This window comes from Thalassolituus alkanivorans, assembly GCF_020447205.1.
Lineage (GTDB): Bacteria > Pseudomonadota > Gammaproteobacteria > Pseudomonadales > Oceanobacteraceae > Venatoribacter > Venatoribacter alkanivorans.
Genome location: NZ_JAJAEL010000035.1, coordinates 323,986 through 346,239, shown reverse-complemented (window position 1 = coordinate 346,239; position 22,254 = coordinate 323,986). Strand labels below are relative to the sequence as shown.

Genomic DNA, 22,254 nt, shown 5'->3' with positions numbered 1-22,254 from the left:
TCAGCATCATCCTGATTGAAAACTCAGGATTAGGAATAGCTTAGGAGTCGGAATGCGACAAGTTGCCTGACCTGATAGTCAGTACGTCCTTATGGGAATAACTGAAAGCACCCACACTCAAGAGTCGGAAGTCATGCCGGAGTATGAATGAAGGCTCATACCCCGGCATCAGACAGGATCAGAGCATATCCTGCATTTGCTGGTAAGCGCGCACCAGGCCGTTGGTAGAACCGTCAAAATGCTGCGGAATACGCTGGGATTCCAGTGCTTCCAGTACTTTATTACCAAGCTGTTTACCCAGTTCCACGCCCCACTGATCGAAGGAGTTTACGCCCCAGAGCATGCCCTGGGCCGCGACCTTGTGCTCGTACAGAGCGATCAGTGCGCCAATGGTCTGCGGCTTGGATTTGGGGAAGTACAGGGTATTGCTCGGACGGTTACCGGGAATGACCTTCTGCGGTGCCAGTACGATAGCTTCAGCTTTGCTCATACCGGCGGCGATCAGTTCTTCGATGGCTTCGTCTTCCGATTTGCCTTGCAGCAACGCCTGGCTCTGGCTCAGGCAGTTGGAGACCAGCATGGCGTGGAAATTGTCGATCGGGTTGTGGCTGCACATCGGCATGATGAAGTCACAGGGAGAAAAATGCGTGCCCTGATGCAGCAACTGGTGGAAAGCATGCTGGCCGTTGGTGCCAACGCCGCCCCAGATGATTGGGCCGGTCTGATAATCGACCTGATAACCATCGGCGGTGACCGACTTGCCATTACTCTCCATATCGAGCTGCTGCAGGTGGGCCGGCAGGGTACGCAGGTAGTGGTCGTACGGCAGAATGGCGTGGGAGTTCACCCCGAAGAAGTTCACATACCAGATTCCCAGTAACGCCATGATCACCGGCATATTCTGCTCCAGCGGCGCAGTGCGGAAATGCTCGTCCATCTCAAAGGCGCCGCGCAGCAGGTCGCGGAAATTGTCGATACCAATCGCCAGTGCCAGCGGTAAACCAATGGCTGACCAGAGCGAATAACGGCCGCCCACCCAGTCCCACATCGGGAAAATATTCTCTTCGGCAATGCCAAACTCAACCGCTTTCTCAATATTGGAAGACACCGCGGTAAAGTGCTTGGCCAGGTCACTTTCGTTACCACCGTTATCCAGGAACCACTGGCGGCAGGCCATGGCATTCTTCAGGGTTTCCTGAGTACTGAATGACTTCGACTGGATGATAAACAGCGTGGTGGCCGGGTCGAGGCGCTTCAGGATCTCGGTGATATGAGAGCCATCGATATTGGCCAGATAGTGAATAGTCAGGCGGCTGTCCCAGTAGGGTTTTAACGCACCGGATGCCAGCTTTGGGCCCAGAAAAGAACCACCGATGCCGATGGAGACCACATCGGTAAAGGCTTTGTTGGTGTAACCGCGCCACTGGTTGCGGCGGATTTTCCAGCAGAACTCTTCCATGCGGCGTACGGTGTCTTTGATTTCCGGCATGATGTCCTGGCCGTTAACCAGCACCGGGCGATCGCTGAAGTTACGCAGGGCGGTGTGCAGGGCAGGACGCTTTTCACTGCGGTTAATGGCTTCGCCGCTGAACATACTGTCGATATGCAGAGGCAGTTCCCGCTCATTGGCGAGCTGCAGCAGCAGGCGCATGGTTTCTTCGGTGATACGGTTTTTGGAGTAATCCAGGCTCAGACCAGCGGCCTGAATATGGAAGCGCTCAAAGCGGTAAGGGTCTGCTGCAAACCAGTCACGCATATGCTGGTCTTTGATTCCGGCATGATGCTGTTGTAACGATTTCCAGATTTCAGACTGGGTCAGGCTTCCTGTTACGGCCATGAACTTTCCTTAAATACGGTCGGATGACAACGACAAGTCAGATGCGGCGAGTATACGGAAGGCGGCAACAACGGGCAAAAAACTTGCGCTGAGGGCTGGGTTGGCAATGGCCCATAAAAAAACGCCGCATAAAGCGGCGTTTATTGGTCTGGCAGTGAGCCGGGCTCAGGCCACCTGGACCGGAATATCGAAGCTGGTATGGCTGACGCTGTTATCGGCGTTCAGGTACACCATCTTAGGCTTGAACGTGGCCAGCTCTTTTTCGTCATAGTTAGCGTAAGCACAGATAATAATGCGGTCGCCCACATCAGCCATATGCGCTGCAGCACCATTTACGGAAATGATACCTGAACCATCTTCGCCACGAATAATATAGGTGGTGAAGCGTTTGCCATTATTGATGTTATAGATCTGGATCTGTTCAAACTCACGCATACCCGCGAGATCCAGCAATTTGCCGTCAATGGCACAAGAGCCTTCATAGTTCAGCACCGAGTGCGTAACCCGAGCCTGATGAAGCTTGGCTTTGAGCATGATGGATTGCATGGTAAACCCTTTCTTTACTATTCGGACGATTCTTCACTGTGGGAGCAGGTCCTGCAGCGCCGGAATTGTTCACTTATCACCCATATGGGCGCAAGGCGGCGAAGTATGCCTCAATCATTCGCCTGATTCAATGTCACCTGAAGATTATCAATTAAGCGTGCTGAGCCAAGGAAAGCCGCGCCTAAAACGACTACAGAGTGGTCATTGAGTGTTGCCGGAGCCAGGTCTGAAGTACGGCGGATTTCCAGATAATCGGTACGGAAACCACGTTGATTCAGGCGTTCTTCTGCATTTTTCAGGCTGTCGGAAAGGTCTTTTCCGGCTTTGAAGTCGTCAGCGATCTCGCTCAGGGTCTGATACAGGCCCGGGGCCAGCGCCCGTTCTTCAGCGCTCAGATAACCGTTACGGGAGCTTAAGGCGAGGCCATCAGCTGCGCGTTTGGTCGGTACCGGGACGATTTCCACCGGCATGCACAGGTCGTTCACCATCTTGCGGATTACCGCTACCTGCTGAAAATCTTTTTCACCGAAAAAGGCCATATCCGGCAGTACCTGATTGAACAGTTTGCTGACCACCGTCGATACGCCATCAAAGTGGCCAGGACGACTGCCGCCGCACAGCCCCTCAGATACGACCGGTACATGCACGATGCTCTGTGCGTCCTGGCCGTTGGGGTACATTTCATCGACATCGGGCGCAAACAGCAGGTCACAGCCGGCGGCGGCGAGCTTTTCCTGATCGGCAGGCAGGGTGCGCGGGTAGCGTGCCAGATCGCTCTTATCATTGAACTGCAGCGGGTTGACGAAAATGGATGAAACGGTAAAGCAGTCCGCCGTCAGAGAGCGTTCGATCAGGCTGATATGGCCTTCGTGCAGATTGCCCATGGTAGGTACAAAACCGATACGACGGCCGCTGTTGCGGGCATTGCGCACATGTTCGCGCAGTTCGCGGATGGTATGAACGGTAATCATGCGCTGAATCCGTGTTCGGCGGCCGGGAACTGACCGGATTTAACTTCTTCAACATAAGCGGCAAAGGCCTGCTGCACGTTGCGGCCATCGGTGAGGAAGTTTTTCACAAACTTAGGAGTAAAACCGGAATTCAGACCCAGCATATCGTGCATCACCAGAACCTGCGCATCGGTATCGGCACCGGCGCCGATGCCGATCACCGGAATGGATACTGCGGCACTGATACGCGCAGCAAGGGCGCTGGGGACACATTCGAGCAGCAGCAGGTCGGTACCGGCTTTTTCCAGCGCGATGCAGTGGGCCAGCATGGCTTCGGCTTTATCGTCTTCACGGCCCTGTACGCGGTAACCACCGAATTTGTTCACCGATTGCGGTGTCAGGCCAAGGTGTACGCACACCGGCACACCCTGACGGCCCAGAGATTCGACCAGCGGAATCAGCCAGTCATCGCCTTCCAGCTTGACCATATGGGCACCGGCCTGCATCACCTTACGGGCGCTTTCCAGCCCCTGTTCCAGCGTGCCGTAACTCATAAACGGCAGGTCGGTCATAATGAATGCCGGGCGCTTGGCGCGGCGGTTACCACGGGCAACAGCCTCAGTGTGATAAACCATATGTTCAACCGTGACCGGCAGTGTGCTGTCCTGGCCCTGAATCACATTGCCGAGGGAGTCGCCGACCAGCAGCACTTCGACACCGGCATCGGCTGCCAGTTGGGCAAAGGTCGCGTCGTAGGCGGTCAGGACCGAAAATTTTTCCTGCCCGGCTTTCATTGCCTGCAGTGAGCGGATACTGATGGGACTCATGGTCATTCTCCGGTTACAGCGTTTCGTTTAGAAACAAATCTGGGGCGTATGGTGCGGATTGGCGCTTATAAGTCAACTGTCAGAGCAGTCAACAAACCTGTGGCGGTGGCCCGATGCGTTGCAGATCGCCACCGAATTCCGGCGTCAGCTCAGCAATGGCGCGGCCATCGGGCAGGTGCAGATCGGCGGCAATTTCAGTCAGCGGCAACAGTACAAAACTGCGCTTATGCATCTCGTGATGGGGAATATTCAGGCGTTCGCTGCGCATGGTCAGATCACCATACAGCAGCAGATCGAGATCGATACAGCGCTCTCCCCAGTGGCGGCGTTTGATGCGGCCCTGCTCGCGTTCCTGAGCCTGCAGGGCATCCAGCAGGGCCAGAGGTTCGAGGCTGGTTTCCAGCTCAGCAACGGCATTTACGTAATCCGGCTGATCCTGCGGCCCTAATGGTTTGCTGCCGTACAGTGAGGAGCAGCGCAGCAGGCGGCTGTGCGGTAATGCAGCCAGCGCGCGCAGAGCGATAGTGATCTGCGCGGCAGGATCGTCAAGGTTGGCACCGAGGCCAATAAAGCAGCGAATCATAAGGATGAACGGCCGTCGTCAGTTCGCCTGGGGAGGACGGCGGTTGCGGTTACGCGGTGAACGGCGGCGGCGTTTTTTGTACTCGCCCTGACCGTCAGCGTCGCCCGTGCGTTCGAAATCGCGTGGCGGACGGCTCTGTACCAGATCCGGATGCTCCTGCTGCAGGCGTGTCCAGAAACCACCGATACCATTCAGGTTTTCGCCGGACTGCTCGCGCAGCAGTACAAAATCGTAAGCGGCACGGAAGCGCGGGTGGGTCAGAAGGTCTTCAGCCTTGCGGCTCTGGGTACGTGCCAGACGTAACTGCATCTCCCAGATTTCACGCATCGGAATGGAAAAGCGCTTGGGAATGGCGGTGCTCTGAATTTGTTGTGCGAGAACCCGGTCAGCCGCTTTCTGCAGTGCCGGATGCGGTGGCATGCCTTTGGCCTCGAATTCTTTCTGGATACGTGCCAGTGGTGGCCAGAGCAGAGCAGCGAGGAAGAAGTAAGGTGTTACCGATTTACCCGCACGGATGCGCTCATCGGTGTTACGCATGGTGTTCTCTGCCATGATCAGTGCCTGCGGATCATCACGCAGGCATTGCTCGGTGGCCGGGAACAGCGGGCCAAACAGCTGGTACTCTCGCAGCAGGCGCAGGGTATCCAGCGCCTTGCCGTGCAGAAACAGTTTGAGAATTTCTTCAAATAAACGTGCGGCCGGAATCTGTTCCAGCAGTGGCGCCATCACCGGGATTGGCTCGGCGGTATGCGCCTCAATGCTGAAATCCAGTTTGGCGGCAAAACGGATGGCGCGCAGCATACGCACCGGATCTTCGCGGTAACGGGTTTCCGGATCGCCGATCAGGCGCAGACGACGGTTTTGCAGGTCATCCCAACCGCCGGCATAAGCATGCACGCTGTAGTCGGCAATGTCGTAATAGAGAGCGTTGATGGTGAAATCGCGGCGTACGGCGTCTTCGTCTTTGTTGCCGTAAACGTTATCACGCAGAATCATGCCCTGATCGCCCTTGGCGGCAATCTTACTGGAGTGTTCCTCCGTGGGCGGGGCGCGGAATGTGGCTACTTCAATCACGTCGCGGCCAAAGACCACGTGCACCAGCTTGAAACGACGGCCGATCAGACGGGAATTACGGAACAGCTGATTAACCTGTTCAGGGGTGGCATCGGTTGCTACGTCGAAATCTTTTGGATGCAGGCCCAGCAGGGTGTCACGAACGCCACCGCCAACCAGCAATGCCTGGTGTCCGGCTTTGTTCAGCCGGTACAGTACTTTGAGGGCATTTTCGCTGATGTTGCTGCGACTGATGCTGTGCTCGTCACGTGGCACGATGGTCAGCTGCACATCGGTACGTGGTTTCTTTTTGCCGAACAGGCGGATAACAGATTTGATCAAATTGGTTGGCCGTTTCACGGATTCAGAAGTCTTAGGGCCTGTTAACACTAATTAAACAGGCCTGTTATTGGCTAAAATTTCCTCAGACAAGGCACTGAGAGTGTGGCCTAACGGGTTAAGCGAACGAACAGTAACGCAGTATGAGGGAATTTTAGCCATAACCCTGCGGGCTGAGGCCAGTGTTCCCCATTAACGTCGTCGTTCGTCATTCATTTAGCCCGCTAATATCACTCCTCTCTCCTTGTTCTGAGAAAAGCTGGTTCTCAGCAGGCCCTGTTCACTTAGTGTTAACAGGCCCTGATCTTGCAGATAAGCAGGCGAGTGTAACGGTTCACCTGAATTTAAGGAACCTCTGAATAGTCTCGTCTGCCAGCAATGGCCGCGAAGTCTGTTTGCGGGGGGCAGATAAACAAAAAGCCGCATTGGCGGCTTTGTGAGTCTTCTCTTTTTATTATTGTTATTTTTCAACCAGGCGAACCGACTGTTTTGAATGGACAGGTTCCTGCCCTTTATTTTTCTTATTCTTCACAGCCAAGAGCTGTGCATTCAAAACAGCGTGTTCATAACACCGGTCTTTTATTGTTGTTGTTATCGAAGACCGTTTTGCCCGGCGCTTTGTTATTTTTATAAGTCGCCGGTTTTACACTCAGGACGTTTGTTATTTTTATTGTTCGCCTCAGTGTTCTGATATCTATATAGCATTCGTCGTGCCAGTTTTTAAAAGTCCTTTAATATCAATGCTTTATGCATTTTACGTGACGTTTGTTACCCGAGACTTCGACTAAAGTGTTACTTGGAGCGAGGCCTGAGGTAACAAAAGATGTTTCTGGGTAACAGTGTGTAACCTTATTGGGGGCGACGTCGCTTCTGGTCGAGGCTGACGCTTTTTAAGTCAGGGGAAAGTATTGGTTTTTACGGTTTATTGCTGGTTGCGCTGAAAATACTGACGAGAGCTGAGGACGGGTGGGATTGTCCGGGCCTGTTACAGAATTTTGTTACCGGGGCTGTTTCAGAGGGGAGTTGGCAGAAGTACTGGGGTCTTGCAGATAAGAGAGATGATTGCTTTGCCGGCTGCGTCGCGGGCAAAGCAATCGTCTTTCAGTGAGTCGGGGCTTGTTATTATTGTTTTTAACTCAGCGGCCGTTTTTATTTTTATTGTCTGGCCTGTCGCGCTCGTTTTTTTATTTTTATTTTATGAGGCGCATTTTTTATTGCTTTGATCACTATATAGCGAATGCCGTGCCAACTAATTGGTTTCTTTGAAAACCCTTTAAAATCAGTAGCTTATGGATTGTTAAGAACGTTGGCCCGAATTGCGTTCCACTAAAGTGTTACCAGTGGTGGCGGTAAATGACTGATTTTTGAGAGGGGTGTAACCCGAAGGTTACACTTTGTGATACAGATGACATCGTGGTGATGCTGGCGGAAGCGGTGTTTATTTCCCGCTCTTCTTGCGTGGAATGCCCAGACGCTGGCGGCGCTCCCAAAGGCTTTTGCGTGAGATGCCCAGCTTACGCGCCAGGTCGGTCTCGGTCATGTTGTGTTCGTTTTCCAGCACAAAGTGCACAAAGTAGTCGTCCAAAGATAGATCGCCCTGCTGGGGTTGACCATCAACTGGCCCATATTGTTCATTCTGCAGCAGATTTTCACGCATCGCCGGGCTGACATAACGATCCGGTGACAGATCAATACCCAACAGATCAGCCTGAATGCTGTCATCATCGGCAAGGATCACAGCACGTTCGACGGCGTTTTCCAGCTCGCGCACGTTACCCGGCCAGTTGTACTGGCGGATAGCCTGGGTGGCTTCGGCGGTAAAATGCATCGGCGGTTGCTGCATTTTCTCGCAGGCACGGGTCAGCATGGCATTGGCAATTTCGACCACATCGTCGCCACGCTCGCGCAGTGGCGGCAGATGCAGCTCAACAACATTCAGACGGTAGTAAAGGTCTTCACGGAACTCGCCGCGACTGGCCAGATCTTTCAGATTGCGGTGGGTTGCAGCAACCAGGCGAACATCGACCTTTCTGCTTTGTACTGAACCCACGCGCCGGATTTCACCTTCCTGCAATACGCGCAGCAGGCGCGCCTGGGCTTCGAGTGGCAGTTCACCGATCTCATCAAGAAACAGGGTGCCGCCATCGGCGGCTTCGACCAGACCCTGACGCATGGCGTTGGCGCCGGTAAAGGCGCCTTTTTCATGGCCAAACAGTTCCGATTCAATCAGGGTTTCAGGAATGGCAGCACAGTTAACCGAAATCATCTCCGCGTTATGGCGACGGCTCTGATTATGCAGCGCCCGTGCGACCAGCTCTTTACCGGTACCGGATTCGCCCTGAATAAGGACGGTGGCGTCGGTGGGGGCTACCTTGCTGATTTTTTTGAACAGCAGCAGCATAGGCTCGCAGCTGCCGATAATGCCGCTGACCGGATATTCTTTGCTGACTTCTTTGCGCAGATCGGTGTTGGTTGGCTTATGGCTGAGGCTGGATTCTTTCAGAATGCGCTGTACCGCCTGAATCATTTCGTCGTGGTCGAAGGGTTTGGCGATGTAATCCACGGCCCCCATCTTCATAGCATCAACCGCCGAGCGCAGGCTGGCGTAGCTGGTCATGATCAGTACCGGGGTGTCTCCGGCCAGCTCGACCAGTTCGGTGCCCATGCCGCCGGGCAGGCGCAGATCGCTGATGATCAGGCTGTAGCGGCTCAGGTCTTCATTTTTGGCGGCATCAAGGGAATCCACATCGGTGACTTCGTAGTCGTGGCGCTGCAACAGGCGGCGCACGGACTGACGGATAATGGCTTCGTCTTCAACAACCAGGATGTGACTCATGCAACGGGTTCCGATTCTTCAATGTGATGATAACGTGGCAGGCTGACTTTAACACAAGTGCCGCGGCCGTCGGCGACCGGACTTTCAATGGCGATGTGGCCATAGTGTTCTTCGATGATGGAATACACCAGTGACAACCCCAGTCCAGTGCCTTTACCGACGTCTTTGGTGGTGAAAAAAGGCTCAAAAATACGGTCGACTTTATCGGCGGGAATGCCGTGCCCCTGGTCGATAATTCTTAATATCACCTGATGTTCGTCGGTATCGGCGGTAACGCGGATGTTCTGACCGGGACCGCTGGCATCGCGTGCGTTGCTTAACAGGTTCACAAATACCTGAACCAGGCGCTGATCATCGCCAAGCACCATCACGTCACCGGCACACTCATTAATAAAGGCAATGTCCTGGCTGCGTTTGCTTAAACGCAACAGCTGCATGGCTTCGTCAATAACATGCGCCAGGCTGACCGGTTCATGTTCGGTGGAGTGGTGGCCGGCGTGGGCAAAGTTCATCAGCGACTGCACGATACGGGTAACCCGCTTGGTCTGCTCCTGAATCTGGTTAGCCATTTCCAGCAGTTCGGGGTTGTCGGTTTCGTAGCGGATCGTCTGCGCCAGACAGTCGATACCGGTAATGGGGTTGCCGATCTCGTGGGCCACACCGGCCGCCAGACGGCCAATGGATGCCAGACGCTCGCTGTGCATCAGCTCGTCTTCCAGCAATTGAGTTTCAGTCTGATCTTCCATCAGCACGACAATACCGCCGGGCTGGCCGCCACTGGGCTTGATTACCGATTTATGCAGACTGTACCAGCGCGGACGGGCGCCGATATCGACACGCTTTTTGTGTTCGTGCATGGGTTCGTTAAGAACGAAATCCTGCAGCAGCGTATTCCACGGTGGTGGCAGACGGCTGAGATGTGAGCCGGTGACCTGAGCGGCATCGATCTGGGTCAGCTCAGTCATCGCCTGATTCCACATCAGAATCTCACCATCGTCAGCCAGTGAGCATACCCCCATCGGCAGACGCTCCAGTGTCTGCCGATGATAGCGACGCAGGTTATCCAGTTCGCCGGCGAGACCGCTGAGACGGTCATGGAAGCCTTCAAGACGCTGTTCAATCTGATAAATGTCTTCGCTGAGCTCGGCATTTTCCTGAAACGGCAGGTAGCGGCTGACGATATCGTGCGCCACGGTTGGTCCCATAAGGCCGGAAATATTTGCCTCTAAACGTGCGCGCAGACGGCGCAGGGCGTAGGGACGGTCTTCGTAAGAAGGCAGGTCGAGATCGGTCAGGGCCTGATAGACCTCGCGCTCGGCGACGTAGCGTCCAAGCGGTTTGCTCAGCGACATAATCACATCGTTGGAGTTGCCGGCAATCAAAGGCCGGCGGCTGGGGCGTGAGACGGTGTCAATGGAACAGGCTTCGGCAGCCGACATTTCCGAGGCCTTCTGTTTGCTGCTGAGACTCACCAAAACAAACAGCAACAGGTTGATGGCAAAGGCTGACAGCGCGGCCAGATGCCAGTTGCTTTCATCAATGGCCGCCAGTGGCAGCGGTACGTTCCAGCCCAGCGCCAGCTCAGAAAACGGCAGCAGCATGCCGTAGATCCATACCAGAATACCGGCGATCAGACCGGCGAGAAAACCTTTGCGGTTGGACTTGGGCCAGTACAGCAATCCCAGTACGCCGGGTAAAAACTGCAGCGCGGCGACAAAAGCAAGAATACCGAGGCGGTTAAGATCCAGATCGGCGCCGACGGAACGGTAGAAGCCGTAAGCCAGCAGCAGAATGCCGGCGATCAGCGAGCGCCGCATCCACAGCAGCCAGCGATAAAAATCATGGCGCGGACTGGGCTTGTGGAAAGGCAGCACCAGATGGTTGAGGAACATGGCGGCGGTGGCCAGGGTTATCACAATCATGATGCCTGAAGCGGCGGCCAGACCGCCGACAAAGGTCAGGATGACCAGAAACGGCGATTCCAGTTTCAGGCCGATACCTATGGCAAAGTACTCGGCCGGTGTTTGTACATTCAGGTAAATACCGGCCCACAGAATCGGCGGTACGGCCATGCTCATCGCCAGCAGAAACAGCGGGAACCCCCAGCTTGCCGGTTTCAGTGCATCGCTGTTGACGTTTTCGGTAAAGGTCACATGGAACATGTGTGGCATGACGATGGCCGCGGCAAAAAACACCAGCAGCAGCGTGCGCCACGGCCCTTCCTGCAGGGTAATCTGCTGGTTGGACAGGCGGTCCTGATTATCGATCAGCCACTGCTCCAGACCACCGACCTGATCGAAAATACCAAACAACGCCACACCGGCCAGCACCAGAATGGCGGTTAGTTTGAGCAGCGATTCAAAGGCCAGGGCAAAGACCAGCCCCTCGTGTTTTTCCCGCGGTGAAACATGACGCGCGCCGAACAGTACGGCAAAGATAATCATGGTGACACAGAAGCCGAATGCCAGCGTGGTCACCGGCCACTCGCTGTTGAGCAAATGCAGGGTATCGGCGATGGCACTGATCTGCAGCGTCAGCATCGGAATAACGACGGCGAGGGTAAACACTGATACCAGCATACCGGCCAGACGCGAGCGGTAACGGAAGGCGAGCAGGTCGGCGAGAGATCCCAGCTGATAAATACGGGCAATATGCAGAATGGGACGCAGCAGGATTGGCGACATGACAAAGGCGCCGGAGATGCCCAGGTAATAAGCCAGGAAACCATAGCCGTATTGGTTGGCCATGCCCACCGAACCATAAAACGCCCAGGCGCTGGCATACACGCCGAGCGAGAAAATATACACCAGTGGGTGACGTACCCAGCGGCGCGGGACCCAGCCGCGTTCAACCGCATAAGCGGTGGTAAACAGTGCGCCGAGGTAGCCTAAAACGATCAGCCCCAGCTGACCCAGACTAAAGCTCATCGTCACCCCGCTTATGATTCAGCCAGATATAAAAGCCGATCAGTAACAACCAGATTGCAAAGGGGCGATACCAGGCGCCGCGGTCATCGAGCCACCAGTCCATCATGATGGGGGAAAACAGATAAATCCCCACCAACAGTGCCAATCCAAGGCGGTAATCGTACATAACCAGGCCGTCGTAAATGAAAGCGGCAAGCGTACCACAAAGTTCTCAGCCGGCAGACGCTTCGCGCTGAAAGCTCTCGGGGGCCGGGCGCTCGCGCTGGCCGGTCAGTGCCTGTGGTTGCCAGTGTTGTGTTGCCCAGTGCAGCAGTTCGCCGGGCGGGCATGACTGCAGTTGCGGCGGGGGTTGCTGGCCGAGCCAGCTCAGCGCCATCCACAGGGTCTGGCTGATATTTTCTGTGGTCAGCGGCTGTGCCAGATTCTGTTTGCTCAGCTTTTGCCCATTAGCCTCCAGCGCCACCGGTATATGGCTGTAGCACGGCAGGGGGTGCTGCAGCGCGTGGTAGAGCAGGATCTGGCGTGCGGTGGAGTCGATCAGATCGATACCACGCACGATATGGCTAATGCCCTGATCAATATCATCGGTGACCACCGCGAGCTGATACGACCAGGGACCATCGCGGCGTTTGATAACAAAATCGCCAATATCCTGTGTCAGATCGCTGCACCAGCAGCCCTGTAAACCATCGTCAAAGCACAGCTCACCTGCCGGGCACAGAAAACGCCAGGCGATATCCGTTGTTGCCTGACAGTGGCAATTCCCCTGATGCGGCAGGCCGCCAAGTTGCTTGCGCGAACACTGGCAGGGAAACGCCAGACCGTTGCTGATCAGTTGCTGCAGTACCTGTTGGTAGGCGTCATGACGTTCGCTCTGATAGCGTACCTCGCCATCCCAGTGCAGGCCGTAGGCATCGAGAATATGCAGAATCGCACTGGCGGCAGAGGGGTCTTCGCGTGGCGGGTCGAGATCTTCGATGCGTACCAGCCAGCGGCCGTTATTAGCACGGGCATCGACATAGCTGGCCACTGCGGCAAGCAGTGAGCCGAAGTGCAATGGTCCGGTGGGAGAAGGCGCAAAGCGGCCGGTATAAGAAACAGAAGAAAGGGGATTGGCCATGACGGCAGTGTCTGACATGAAAGGGTCAGTCATCAGAGGAAAAAGAAAGCGCGACCGCCGCTGGCGGTCGCGCATTCAGCCGGATCAGACGCCCAGCTGTTTTTCTTTGATTTCAGCCAGCGTCTTACAGTCGATGCACAGATCGGCGGTAGGGCGGGCTTCAAGACGGCGAATACCAATTTCTACGCCACAGGCGCTGCAGTAGCCGTAGTCACCTTTGCCGATCAGGTCGATGGTTTTCTCAATCTTTTTGATCAGCTTACGCTCACGGTCACGGGTGCGCAGTTCCAGGTTGAACTCCTCTTCCTGGCTGGCACGATCGTTAGGATCGGCGTAGTTATTCAGTTCGGTTTGCATGTGCTCTTTGGTGCGATCCACTTCTTCCATCAGCTCCTGTTTCCAGTTGCGCAGGATAGTTGCGAAGTGCTCCAGCTGAGCATCACTCATGTATTCTTCATCTTTGCCAATTTCGTAAGGAGTGAAATCGGACAGGGCAAATTCTTTTTTATCTTGCGGCATTGCGTTACTGCCTCACCTGGTAAACCGGTTTAACCGGACATCGGGTCCATGCGCCCCGGGAAAACAACACTTTTCTTCCCTAGGCTCCAAATGATAAGGCGGGGAAACTATCAGATAACCTGCCAAGCGCCAACTATTTCCGCAGGGTTTTGTTGGCTTTGGTTGCTGCCAGTCAGTCATCTGGCACAATAGGCCGGTTATTTTGTTGTCTTCTTTAGCCGTTTTTATCTGTATTTATTGATAGTTGAGTTGTTATGTCCTCCGAACAGGCCCCGGCCACCCCTGATTTCTCTTCGTCTGCCCGCCGTTGTGCGGATATCAAACCCTTTCAGGTAATGGCCATTCTGGCCGAAGCCCAGGCGCTGCAGGCGCAGGGGCAGGACATTATTCATCTGGAGGTTGGCGAGCCTGACTTCCCGACCCCACAGCCGATGATTGATGCCGCCATCAAAGCGATGAACGCTGGCAAAACCGGCTATACCCCGGCGCTGGGATTGCCCGAATTACGCCAGAAACTGGCGGATTATTACTACAGCCGTTTTGGTGTCAGCATCAGCCCGAAGCGTATTGTGCTGGCACCGGGAGCCTCCGGCGCCTTACTGCTGTTAACTGCGGCACGGTTGAATCCGGGGCAGAAGATGTTGCTGGCCGATCCGGGTTATCCCTGTAACCGTCATTTTGCCCGGGTGTTTGAAGGCCGCGGGCAACTGCTGCCCTGTGGTGCGGCGCAGAAGTTTCAGCTGACGGCGGCCGATATTCGTCAGCACTGGTCGGCCGATACCAAAGTGGCGTTGGTGGCGTCACCGGCCAACCCGACCGGCACCGTGTTGTCGCTGGATGAACTCAGCGCTCTGGCGGCGGCTGTACGTGAGCAGCAGGGCGAACTCTGGGTGGATGAAATCTATCAGGGGCTGAATTACACCAGTGCGCCGCAGACGGTCCTGTCGGTGGCGGAGGATGCGGTGGTGCTGAACAGCTTTTCCAAATTTTTTGGTATGACCGGCTGGCGTCTGGGCTGGGCGGTGGTGCCGGAGTCTTGGGTGCCGGATCTGGATACCCTGGCGCAGAACCTCTTTCTGGCGCCACCAACACCGGCGCAATACGCAGCGCTGGCGGCCTTTGAGCCGGAGACGATGGCGATTCTTGAGCAGCGCCGGGCGGAGCTGGCCGAACGCCGTGATTATCTGCTTGAAGCTCTGCCGCAACTGGGCTTTGGCGTGCCGGTCGCACCCGACGGCGCGTTTTATATCTATGCCGATGCCAGCCGTTTTACCAGCGACAGCCTGAGCTTCTGTTCACAGGTGCTGCGTGAAACCGGCGTGGCCATTACGCCGGGCGTCGACTTTGGTGAACACGAAGCCGGCAGCCATGTGCGTTTTGCCTTTACCACCCGCCTTGAGCGTTTACAGGAAGCGGTTGCCCGCCTGCAGAACTGGCTCACTGCGGCCGGCGGAGTACGCTGATGCGTTACGATTCAGCGCTGGTCGGCGGGCGTTTAATCAAACGCTATAAACGTTTTCTGGCCGATATCGTGCTCGACAGTGGTGAGGAAATTACCGCCCACTGCCCCAATACCGGCTCGATGAAACACTGTGCAGAACCCGGCAGTCGCGTATGGTTGTGGGACTCTCTGCCATCCGGCGCCGCGGCCAAACGCAAATACCGTTACAGCTGGGAATGGGTGGAAGTTGCCGGGCGTTATAAAGCCTGTATCAACACCGCCCGCCCGAACCAGCTGGTGGCTGAGGCACTGGCCGCCGGGCGCATTGCTGAGCTGGCGGGGGATTATCAGATTCTGCCGGAGCCTAAAGTTGAAGACGGGCGGCTGGATTTTCTGCTGCAGCCACAGCAGCCGCAAGAACCCCCGGTGTATGTTGAGGTTAAGAGTGTTACTTTGCTTGATTACCCTCAGCCCGATCAGCCGCAGGCCAGTGATGGCTGGGGCAGTTTTCCGGATGCGGTGACCGCCCGTGGTCTGAAGCATCTGCGCCGTCTGGCCGAGTTACGTCAGCAGGGGTATCGTACCCTGCTGTTATTCTGCGTACCGCACGAGGGCATTAAGCGGGTACGCCCGGCGCGGGCCATTGATCCGGCTTATGCCGCGGCACTGGCCGAGGTGGTGGCACAGGGCGTTGAGGTACTGGCTTATCAGGCGCAGTTTTATGCGGATGTCAGCGGCCTGGAACTGGGGCAGTGTTTGCCGGTGGATATTGCTGGCTGATACTGGAACAAATGGCACAACTGATTACAAAAACAAGGTAAGTACGATGAAACGCAATCTTATTATTCTCATTATTGGTCTTTTGCTGGGCGCCTGGATTGGTTCCAATCTGATCCGTGACCGTGATCCGTTCGCCAACCCGTTTAAATCCGATGCGCTGATGGATCGCCTGAAAGACGGTGGCTCCGACTTACTGGAAGGCGGTAAGGATGTACTGCAGGACGGTATCGATAAACTGAAAAAGTAACGGCCGCTTGCGGCGTTACAGATCGGCCCAGATCCGTCCATCGCGGATTTCATGCGCAACGGCTCTTAAACGCTGGCCCTGACAGGGGCCGGCGATGCACTGACCATCTTCAATCAGAAACAACGCACCGTGCATGGCACACTGAATCAGGCAGCCATCGCTGTCGAGAAACTGGTCCGGTAACCATTCCAGATTAATGCCCAGATGTGGGCACTGATTGTGATATACGAAGAACTGTCCCTGTTTGTGCACAACAAAGACCGACTGGCCTTCGAGTTCAAAACCTTTACTCTGTCCTTCCGCAATTGTGTCTGTGTGGCACAATGCCCGCATATTCTTTCCTGCAGCCTGAGTTAATTCCTGCGATGAACACCGCCCTGAAGCGGCGCAAGCATATCCTGCTGTTATGCCTGCTGCTACCACTGATCTTTATTCTGCTTGGCTTGGCCAGTGGCAGCCAGAGTCTGGACTGGCTGCTGTATACCGATGTTGGCCAGACCATTCTCTGGCAGATCCGCCTGCCACGGGTGCTGATGGCCTTTCTGGTGGGGGCTTTGCTGGCCTGGGCCGGGGTACTGATTCAGGGCATGGTGCGCAATCCGCTGGCCGATCCGGGGCTGATCGGTGTATCCGGTGGTGCGGCGGTGGCGGCAGCCGTGTTTGTGGTGCTGCAGGCCGCGGGTCTGGCGCTGCCTTACTGGGCGCAGCCCATCGCCGCCTTTGCCGGTGGTGTGGTGGCACTGCTGCTGGTATTGCGTCTCGGCCTGCAGGGTAATTCCCTGCACGCCATGAGCTTTCTGATTCTGGCCGGGATAGCGGTTAATGTTCTTGCCGGAGCTTTAATTGGTTTGTTGTCGTATATGGCCAGCGATGATGCGCTGCGCCAGATTACCTTCTGGTCGCTGGGCAGTTTATCCGGCGCCAACTGGGGTTGGGTCGGGGCGATGAGCGCGGTGCTGCTGGGCGCGGTGATCTTCTGGCCAAAACGTTTACGCAATCTGGATGCGCTGTTGCTGGGCGAAGTGGAGGCCCGCTCGCTGGGTGTTTCGGTCAGCCGCCTGCAGTGGCAGGTCGTTATCTGGGTTGCGCTCTGCGTGGCGCTGGCGGTATCGGCCAGTGGTGTGATCGGCTTTATTGGCCTGATCAGCCCGCATATCGCCCGCCTGTTAACCGGTGCTGCGCACCAGCGGGTATTGCCGCTGGCGGTGGTGCTGGGCGGCTGTTTGCTGGTGGCGGCGGATATGTTGTCACGGGTGATTGTGGCGCCGGCGGAGCTGCCGATTGGTATCGTCACCACATTGCTGGGTGCGCCACTGTTTATTGCGCTGATGATCCGCGAGAAGAAGAGGTTGGCATGGTGAGCCCTGACATTCTGATTCAGGCTTCCGGGCTGGGCTTAAGCCGCGCTGGTGCCGCCATTGTGGATGATGTCGGTTTTCAACTGGCTCGCGGTGAGCTGGTGATGCTGGTGGGCCCCAACGGGGCGGGTAAATCGACGCTGATGAACATGCTGGCCGGTATGCTGCAGCCTGATCGTGGCATGCTGCAGTTTAATCAGCAGGATACCTGTAACTGGCAGCGTCGTGACTGGGCGCAACGGGTCACCCTGGTGCCGCAGCTGAGCCCGATGAATTTTCCGCTGTCGGTGAGCGAGGTGGTGCAGCTGGGTGGCCTGGCGCACAGCGACTCGGTGGTGGCGCTGCGTACTCAGGTGCAGGATGCCTTACGGGTCTGGGATATCGCTTATCTGGCCGGGCGCGATGTGCGTCTGTTGTCCGGTGGAGAACAACAGCGTTGTCAGCTGGCGCGCAGCTGGATTCAGGTGAATCAGGCCGACAGTCAGCTGTGGCTGCTGGATGAGCCTTTGAGTGCACTCGATCTGCGCCATCAGCAGCAGTGTATGAGCCATATCCGCCAGCTGACGGCCGCGGGTAAGAGCGTGCTGATAGTGGTGCACGATCTGAATCTGGCGCGGCGCTATGCCGACCGTGTTCTGTTGCTTTGTTGTGGTCGTCTGGTAGCGGACGGGCCGGCGCGGGAGGTATTAACGGCGGCGCAGGTCAGTGACACCTTCCGCGTTGAGACGGTGCTTGAGGGTGATTACCTGCATTGGGTGTGAATAAGCAGACGTGGACAGCAGATAAAAAAACGCCCCTCGGCTCTTAAAGAGAGAGGGGCAAAGCAACCGTGATTAGCTTGATGAGAGAGATCTTCACCCCGACAACAGAATGAGGTGTAGAACACCGGCGCCATCTCTGACGTCGATGGTCAAACAATAATAATTCTCAAAAACATTGTCAATAATAATTCTCATTTATATTTGAAAATATTTCCTGAGCATATGCAGGGCACAAAAAAGCCGTGGCAGAAACTGTCACGGCTTTTTTGTTTCCCGCTGAGCGTGGTGCTTATTCTTTGTCGATCAGCTGCTGATTCATCAGTGTGATGCGGCGCGCCAGGTTTTCAATCAGATTCACCGCGGCTTTAGGCTGAGCTTCGATCAGCAGAATAAAGTCATGCTGTGGCACCGCCATAATGGTGCAGGGCGTGCGGGCGATGACGGTGGCGCTGCGTGGCTCGCCGGTAAATACCGCCATGGCACCGAAGACTTCTTCTTCGCCGATATCGCCGACTTTGACGCCATCAACAAACACATCCGCTTCACCGCTGATGATGGTGTAGACATGCTCAGCGGGATCACCCTGCTGAATAATGACATCGCCGGGCTGAATATTCTGAAAACCGGCGGTTGGCCGTACCTGGGTTTTGAAGGTATCGGCCAGATAGTTCAGCAGCAGGGCGTTCTGGCACACCAGAAAGTGGCTCCAGTAATGCTGGCGGCGTTTATCGGAATAGACGTGGCGCAGGAAGCGGTCGCGGTCAATCGGGATCAGTTCAACGTATTCGTCGGTACGCAGTACTGGTAAAGGCAGATCAAAGGAGTGGATGATGCCAATCAGGTCACCTTCGTCAAAGCTGACCAGATTCTGGCCGTTTTTACTCAGATGCAGCATGCCGTCCTGAATCAGAAAAAACTGGTCGCGGTCGAAATGCTCATAAAGATCGTCGACACCCTCCAGTGTGATGGGCGTATTACTCAGTTCAAACCCTTCCAGCAGCAGTCTTACCAGATGTGAAATCCGGTTAATTAGCTGTTCGATGGTGTCTGATGGTTTGCCGACCAGAAACATGCTATCCCCCACATTTTGCCTCTTCGGGCAATCCTGTCATTGATCTCAGGAATGTACAGCAAAACCCCGCGGGCTTGAACCTGCGGCTGCGGAATTTGCGCAAAAGGTACGATCAGATCAACCTCCGGTTTATAACTGGCTGAATTGTCGGCAGGAGGCCGGGCGGCAATGCGTTTATTGTGCCTGATCGCGCAGCCGGGTGCCGTGGCTGACTGACAGCAGAATTTCCTCGGCCGGAATGCTGGGCGGAAAATAACAGCCACTGATTTTGGCATTGGCGAGGCTGACACCATCCATACGGCAGCCGCGGAAATCAATGCCGCGCAGGTCGGCGCCGCGGAAGTAGGCGTCGGTAAGATCGATGCCTTTCAGGTTGATATTGCGCAGATCCAGGCCGCGCAGATCACAGCCCCGCAGGTCACAGGTTTTGCCACTTTCCCGCGCTTTATTAAAGCCCTGCACATCGTCGTTGCGCAGCAGCTGGTACATGGGATCCTGACTTATGATGGGAGTAGGCATAGGTTATTCCTTAATTACGGTAAACTCCGTTCTTTCAAGTATAGATCGCCCTATGAACAACGCTTTTCTGCTGACCAGCAGCTGGACCGACCTGCAGCAAGACGATGGCCTGCACACCGTACTGACGTTCTGGTGGCATACCGCGCGCGGACCTGTGCGTCAGCAGATCCGTCAGCCGGCGGTGTGTTTTATTGACCGTGAACATGCGGCACGTGCTGCCGATATTGCCCGTACCCTCAACTGGCCGGTGCGCATTGCCGATGTGCCGCTGCACAGTTTTGCCGCACAGCCGGCCAGCGCCTGTTATCTGCCGTCGTCTTATACCTACCGCTGGCGTGATGTTTTACTTGAGCAGGGCATTATTTGCCGCGAGGTGGATATCCGCCCCACCGACCGTTATCTGATGGAACGCTTTATTTATGGCGCAGCACAGCTGCCAGACAGGCTGGTCGCGGATGAACAACGATCGTTTTCACATGAGCAGAGCGGACGTTTACGGGCATTGCCGGCCGGGCAGTCGGCGTTTGCCACGCTGCCAACTTTCCGTTGCGTATCACTGGATATAGAAACCTCTTTTCCGCGCCGCGGAGAGCCTGACCGGCTGTTTTCCATCGGCTTCTATGCCGATGACTGGCAACAGGTGGTAATGGTTGGCGATTCAGATGCTGCCGCCACTACTGACGACAGCGGTTCTCCTGAATTAGTGGCCGATGAGGCGGCGCTGCTGCGGCGTTTTCTGCAATTAATTGCCGAATACGATCCGGACGTGATCATGGGCTGGAACGTTATTCAGTTCGATTTTGATTTTTTACGGCGCAAATGCGCCGAGCACAACATTCCATTCACTATTGGCCGCGACGGTAGCGAGTTAAGCTGGCGGGTCAGTACCAATAACCCTGACCGGATTTTTCTGCATATTGCCGGCCGGGTTGTGCTCGACGGCATCGACCTGCTGCGTAATGCCACCTGGCAGTTTGAGAGTTTTGCCCTGAATGATGTTGCCCAGTATTTTCTCGGTGACAGCAAGCTGCTGCAGAGCGATGACCGCGGCGGTGATATCGAATATTTATTTATTCATGATAAAGCCGCTCTGGCGGCTTATAACCTGAAAGACTGCGAACTGGTCTGGCGGATTTTTGAAAAGGCTGATCTGCTGAACTTTACCATCGAACGTGCCCATATGACCGGCCTCAGCATGGATCGTATGGGGGGCTCGGTTGCTGCGTTTGAAAATATGTATCTGCCGCGCCTGCACCGCGCAGGTTTTGTGGCGCCGAATATTGGCGAAGGTTACCACGCGCAAAAAAGCCCTGGTGGTTATGTGATGGATTCACGCCCCGGATTATTTGAGCATGTGCTGGTACTGGACTTTAAGAGTCTGTACCCGTCGATTATCCGCACCTTTAAAATTGATCCTATGGGCCTGGCTGAAGGCCTGCGCCTGGCGGAAAAAAGCACCGAAGCCCGCGATATTGTGCCCGGCTTTTTTGGTGCGCAGTTTCATCAAGAGCAACATATTCTGCCGGAACTTATCCGGGTACTGGGTGATAAGCGCGAGCAGGCGAAAAAAGCCGGTAATAAAGCCCTGAGTCAGGCTATTAAAGTGATTATGGCTTCCTGTTATGGCGTACTGGGTTCCGATGGCTGCCGGTTTTACGATACCCGTCTGGCCAGTTCCATTACCCTGCGCGGCCATCAGATTATTCAGCAGAGCTCAGCCTGGATTGAAGAGCAGGGCTTTGATGTGATTTATGGCGATACCGATTCGGTCTTTGTCTGGCTCAAGCGCAGTGTCAGCGATGCCGAAGCGGACGTTATTGGTCAGCGTCTGGTACGCGAACTGAATCAGTGGTGGGCTGAACGTTTGCCGCAGGAATTTGGCATCGACAGCTTTCTGGAAATGGAATACGAAACCCATTACCGGCGCTTTTTTATGCCCTCTATCCGCGGGGAAGAAACCGGCAGCAAAAAGCGCTATGCCGGCCTGATAAAAAATAACAGCGGCGAAAGCGAACTGGTGTTTAAAGGACTGGAAGCGGTCCGTTCTGACTGGACACCGCTGGCGCGCCAGTTTCAGACAGAGTTATACCGCCGTATTTTTTTGCAGGAACCGTATCAGGACTGGCTGCGCGAACAGGTTCAGGGATTGTTGAGCGGCAAGCTGGATCATCTGCTGACTTATCGCCGGCGTCTGCGCCGGCCATTACCGGCGTATCAGAAAAATATTCCGCCTCATGCTCAGGCCGCGGCCAAACTGGAGCAATGGCTGGCATTAAAAGGGTTACCTTCGCGTTTTGCTGAGCGTGGCGGCTGGATTACCTATCGCTGGACGGTTAACGGCCCGGAACCGGTCTGGCCGGATGGCAGTGCAGGTGCTGCGGCGGATTATCATCATTATCTGGAAAAACAGCTGAAACCCACGGCGGATGCTATTTTTCATTACATCGACGATGATTTTACCGCCCTGGCCGGACAGCAGATGGCTTTGTTCTGACAAGGCACTAGCAGTAACAGCATTGACTGAGCAGCGGTTTTCCCC

20 protein-coding genes are annotated in these 22,254 nt (G+C 55.4%); 6 read left to right on the top strand and 14 right to left on the bottom strand.

Annotated features, from left to right (window positions below):
• Nucleotides 1-178: 178 nt before the first annotated feature.
• The 11 genes from pgi to dksA all read right to left on the bottom strand — a co-directional run bounded on the left by pgi (nt 179) and on the right by dksA (nt 13,537).
• Complete coding sequence (gene pgi, locus LGT44_RS12115) at nt 179-1,837, bottom strand: glucose-6-phosphate isomerase (protein WP_230332635.1); 1,659 nt, start codon at nt 1,835-1,837, stop codon at nt 179-181.
• A gap of 165 nt (nt 1,838-2,002) precedes the next feature.
• Nucleotides 2,003-2,383 (bottom strand): aspartate 1-decarboxylase, encoded by a 381-nt coding sequence (panD, locus tag LGT44_RS12110; protein WP_145469848.1) that lies wholly within the window; start codon nt 2,381-2,383, stop codon nt 2,003-2,005.
• Nucleotides 2,384-2,493: 110 nt separating this feature from the next.
• A complete protein-coding gene (panC, locus tag LGT44_RS12105; RefSeq protein WP_230332636.1) occupies nt 2,494-3,354 on the bottom strand; it encodes a pantoate--beta-alanine ligase in 861 nt (286 codons plus the stop codon).
• Nucleotides 3,351-4,160, bottom strand: a complete 810-nt coding sequence (panB, locus tag LGT44_RS12100) for a 3-methyl-2-oxobutanoate hydroxymethyltransferase (RefSeq protein ID WP_230332637.1) — start codon at nt 4,158-4,160, stop codon at nt 3,351-3,353. Before panB ends, panC begins: the two co-directional genes overlap by 4 nt.
• Nucleotides 4,161-4,248: 88 nt before the next feature.
• Complete coding sequence (gene folK, locus LGT44_RS12095; RefSeq protein ID WP_230332638.1) at nt 4,249-4,743, bottom strand: 2-amino-4-hydroxy-6-hydroxymethyldihydropteridine diphosphokinase; 495 nt, start codon at nt 4,741-4,743, stop codon at nt 4,249-4,251.
• A gap of 18 nt (nt 4,744-4,761) precedes the next feature.
• Nucleotides 4,762-6,138 (bottom strand): polynucleotide adenylyltransferase PcnB, encoded by a 1,377-nt coding sequence (gene pcnB / locus LGT44_RS12090; RefSeq protein WP_268866452.1) that lies wholly within the window; start codon nt 6,136-6,138, stop codon nt 4,762-4,764.
• 1,435 nt (nt 6,139-7,573) lie between these two features.
• Nucleotides 7,574-8,971, bottom strand: a complete 1,398-nt coding sequence (locus LGT44_RS12085) for a sigma-54-dependent transcriptional regulator (RefSeq protein WP_145469843.1) — start codon at nt 8,969-8,971, stop codon at nt 7,574-7,576.
• Nucleotides 8,968-11,898: a sensor histidine kinase gene (locus LGT44_RS12080; RefSeq protein WP_145469842.1), complete on the bottom strand. Its 2,931-nt coding sequence runs from the start codon at nt 11,896-11,898 to the stop codon at nt 8,968-8,970. Before LGT44_RS12080 ends, LGT44_RS12085 begins: the two co-directional genes overlap by 4 nt.
• On the bottom strand, nt 11,888-12,064 hold the full coding sequence (locus tag LGT44_RS12075; RefSeq protein ID WP_186435975.1) for a hypothetical protein: 177 nt from the start codon (nt 12,062-12,064) through the stop codon (nt 11,888-11,890). The genes LGT44_RS12080 and LGT44_RS12075 overlap by 11 nt, the downstream gene beginning before the upstream one ends.
• Nucleotides 12,065-12,109: 45 nt before the next feature.
• Nucleotides 12,110-13,036, bottom strand: coding sequence for a tRNA glutamyl-Q(34) synthetase GluQRS (gluQRS, locus tag LGT44_RS12070; protein WP_230333616.1), 927 nt, complete (start codon nt 13,034-13,036; stop codon nt 12,110-12,112).
• Between the two features lie 66 nt (nt 13,037-13,102).
• Nucleotides 13,103-13,537, bottom strand: a complete 435-nt coding sequence (dksA, locus tag LGT44_RS12065; protein WP_145469840.1) for an RNA polymerase-binding protein DksA — start codon at nt 13,535-13,537, stop codon at nt 13,103-13,105.
• Between the two features lie 254 nt (nt 13,538-13,791).
• Here dksA and LGT44_RS12060 point away from each other — a divergent pair, with 254 nt between their 5' ends.
• From LGT44_RS12060 to LGT44_RS12050, 3 genes are read left to right on the top strand one after another with little or no spacing between them, the layout of a single operon-like run.
• Nucleotides 13,792-15,000: a pyridoxal phosphate-dependent aminotransferase gene (locus tag LGT44_RS12060; RefSeq protein ID WP_230332640.1), complete on the top strand. Its 1,209-nt coding sequence runs from the start codon at nt 13,792-13,794 to the stop codon at nt 14,998-15,000.
• Entirely contained in the window at nt 15,000-15,758 is a 759-nt protein-coding gene (gene sfsA / locus LGT44_RS12055; protein ID WP_230332641.1) for a DNA/RNA nuclease SfsA, read from the top strand. The genes LGT44_RS12060 and sfsA overlap by 1 nt, the downstream gene beginning before the upstream one ends.
• Nucleotides 15,759-15,804: 46 nt before the next feature.
• Nucleotides 15,805-16,005: a hypothetical protein gene (locus LGT44_RS12050; protein ID WP_230332642.1), complete on the top strand. Its 201-nt coding sequence runs from the start codon at nt 15,805-15,807 to the stop codon at nt 16,003-16,005.
• A gap of 15 nt (nt 16,006-16,020) precedes the next feature.
• Here LGT44_RS12050 and LGT44_RS12045 read toward each other — a convergent pair whose 3' ends face one another.
• Nucleotides 16,021-16,338 carry a Rieske (2Fe-2S) protein gene (locus tag LGT44_RS12045; RefSeq protein ID WP_145469836.1) on the bottom strand — a complete coding sequence of 106 codons (318 nt, stop codon included), beginning with the start codon at nt 16,336-16,338 and terminating at the stop codon, nt 16,021-16,023.
• Between the two features lie 32 nt (nt 16,339-16,370).
• Between LGT44_RS12045 and LGT44_RS12040 the strand changes: the two genes are divergently transcribed.
• Together LGT44_RS12040 and LGT44_RS12035 are read left to right on the top strand one after the other, a co-directional pair.
• The gene (locus tag LGT44_RS12040) at nt 16,371-17,366 is read left to right on the top strand and encodes a FecCD family ABC transporter permease (RefSeq protein ID WP_186435974.1); all 996 of its coding nucleotides are present in this window, start codon (nt 16,371-16,373) and stop codon (nt 17,364-17,366) included.
• Entirely contained in the window at nt 17,360-18,124 is a 765-nt protein-coding gene (locus tag LGT44_RS12035; protein WP_230332643.1) for an ATP-binding cassette domain-containing protein, read from the top strand. Before LGT44_RS12040 ends, LGT44_RS12035 begins: the two co-directional genes overlap by 7 nt.
• Nucleotides 18,125-18,413: 289 nt before the next feature.
• On the opposite strand, the gene LGT44_RS12030 is transcribed toward LGT44_RS12035, so the two are convergent.
• On the bottom strand, nt 18,414-19,208 hold the full coding sequence (locus tag LGT44_RS12030; protein ID WP_145469833.1) for a Crp/Fnr family transcriptional regulator: 795 nt from the start codon (nt 19,206-19,208) through the stop codon (nt 18,414-18,416).
• Between the two features lie 162 nt (nt 19,209-19,370).
• A complete protein-coding gene (locus LGT44_RS12025; protein WP_145469832.1) occupies nt 19,371-19,715 on the bottom strand; it encodes a pentapeptide repeat-containing protein in 345 nt (114 codons plus the stop codon).
• A gap of 52 nt (nt 19,716-19,767) precedes the next feature.
• Between LGT44_RS12025 and LGT44_RS12020 the strand changes: the two genes are divergently transcribed.
• The gene (locus tag LGT44_RS12020) at nt 19,768-22,209 is read left to right on the top strand and encodes a DNA polymerase II (RefSeq protein ID WP_230332644.1); all 2,442 of its coding nucleotides are present in this window, start codon (nt 19,768-19,770) and stop codon (nt 22,207-22,209) included.
• The last annotated feature ends 45 nt before the right edge of the window (nt 22,210-22,254 follow it).

What these genes read in the sequence shown, in the direction of transcription:
- dksA (WP_145469840.1), bottom strand. Translation starts at nt 13,537, where the DNA reads ATGCCGCAAGATAAAAAAGAATTTGCCCTGTCCGATTTCACTCCTTAC.
- LGT44_RS12025 (WP_145469832.1), bottom strand. Translation starts at nt 19,715, where the DNA reads ATGCCTACTCCCATCATAAGTCAGGATCCCATGTACCAGCTGCTGCGC.
- LGT44_RS12060 (WP_230332640.1), top strand. Translation starts at nt 13,792, where the DNA reads ATGTCCTCCGAACAGGCCCCGGCCACCCCTGATTTCTCTTCGTCTGCC.
- LGT44_RS12020 (WP_230332644.1), top strand. Translation starts at nt 19,768, where the DNA reads ATGAACAACGCTTTTCTGCTGACCAGCAGCTGGACCGACCTGCAGCAA.
- panD (WP_145469848.1), bottom strand. Translation starts at nt 2,383, where the DNA reads ATGCAATCCATCATGCTCAAAGCCAAGCTTCATCAGGCTCGGGTTACG.
- folK (WP_230332638.1), bottom strand. Translation starts at nt 4,743, where the DNA reads ATGATTCGCTGCTTTATTGGCCTCGGTGCCAACCTTGACGATCCTGCC.
- pgi (WP_230332635.1), bottom strand. Translation starts at nt 1,837, where the DNA reads ATGGCCGTAACAGGAAGCCTGACCCAGTCTGAAATCTGGAAATCGTTA.
- panB (WP_230332637.1), bottom strand. Translation starts at nt 4,160, where the DNA reads ATGAGTCCCATCAGTATCCGCTCACTGCAGGCAATGAAAGCCGGGCAG.
- LGT44_RS12080 (WP_145469842.1), bottom strand. Translation starts at nt 11,898, where the DNA reads ATGAGCTTTAGTCTGGGTCAGCTGGGGCTGATCGTTTTAGGCTACCTC.
- sfsA (WP_230332641.1), top strand. Translation starts at nt 15,000, where the DNA reads ATGCGTTACGATTCAGCGCTGGTCGGCGGGCGTTTAATCAAACGCTAT.
- LGT44_RS12040 (WP_186435974.1), top strand. Translation starts at nt 16,371, where the DNA reads ATGAACACCGCCCTGAAGCGGCGCAAGCATATCCTGCTGTTATGCCTG.
- LGT44_RS12050 (WP_230332642.1), top strand. Translation starts at nt 15,805, where the DNA reads ATGAAACGCAATCTTATTATTCTCATTATTGGTCTTTTGCTGGGCGCC.
- LGT44_RS12085 (WP_145469843.1), bottom strand. Translation starts at nt 8,971, where the DNA reads ATGAGTCACATCCTGGTTGTTGAAGACGAAGCCATTATCCGTCAGTCC.
- LGT44_RS12045 (WP_145469836.1), bottom strand. Translation starts at nt 16,338, where the DNA reads ATGCGGGCATTGTGCCACACAGACACAATTGCGGAAGGACAGAGTAAA.
- LGT44_RS12035 (WP_230332643.1), top strand. Translation starts at nt 17,360, where the DNA reads ATGGTGAGCCCTGACATTCTGATTCAGGCTTCCGGGCTGGGCTTAAGC.
- gluQRS (WP_230333616.1), bottom strand. Translation starts at nt 13,036, where the DNA reads ATGTCAGACACTGCCGTCATGGCCAATCCCCTTTCTTCTGTTTCTTAT.
- LGT44_RS12075 (WP_186435975.1), bottom strand. Translation starts at nt 12,064, where the DNA reads ATGTACGATTACCGCCTTGGATTGGCACTGTTGGTGGGGATTTATCTG.
- panC (WP_230332636.1), bottom strand. Translation starts at nt 3,354, where the DNA reads ATGATTACCGTTCATACCATCCGCGAACTGCGCGAACATGTGCGCAAT.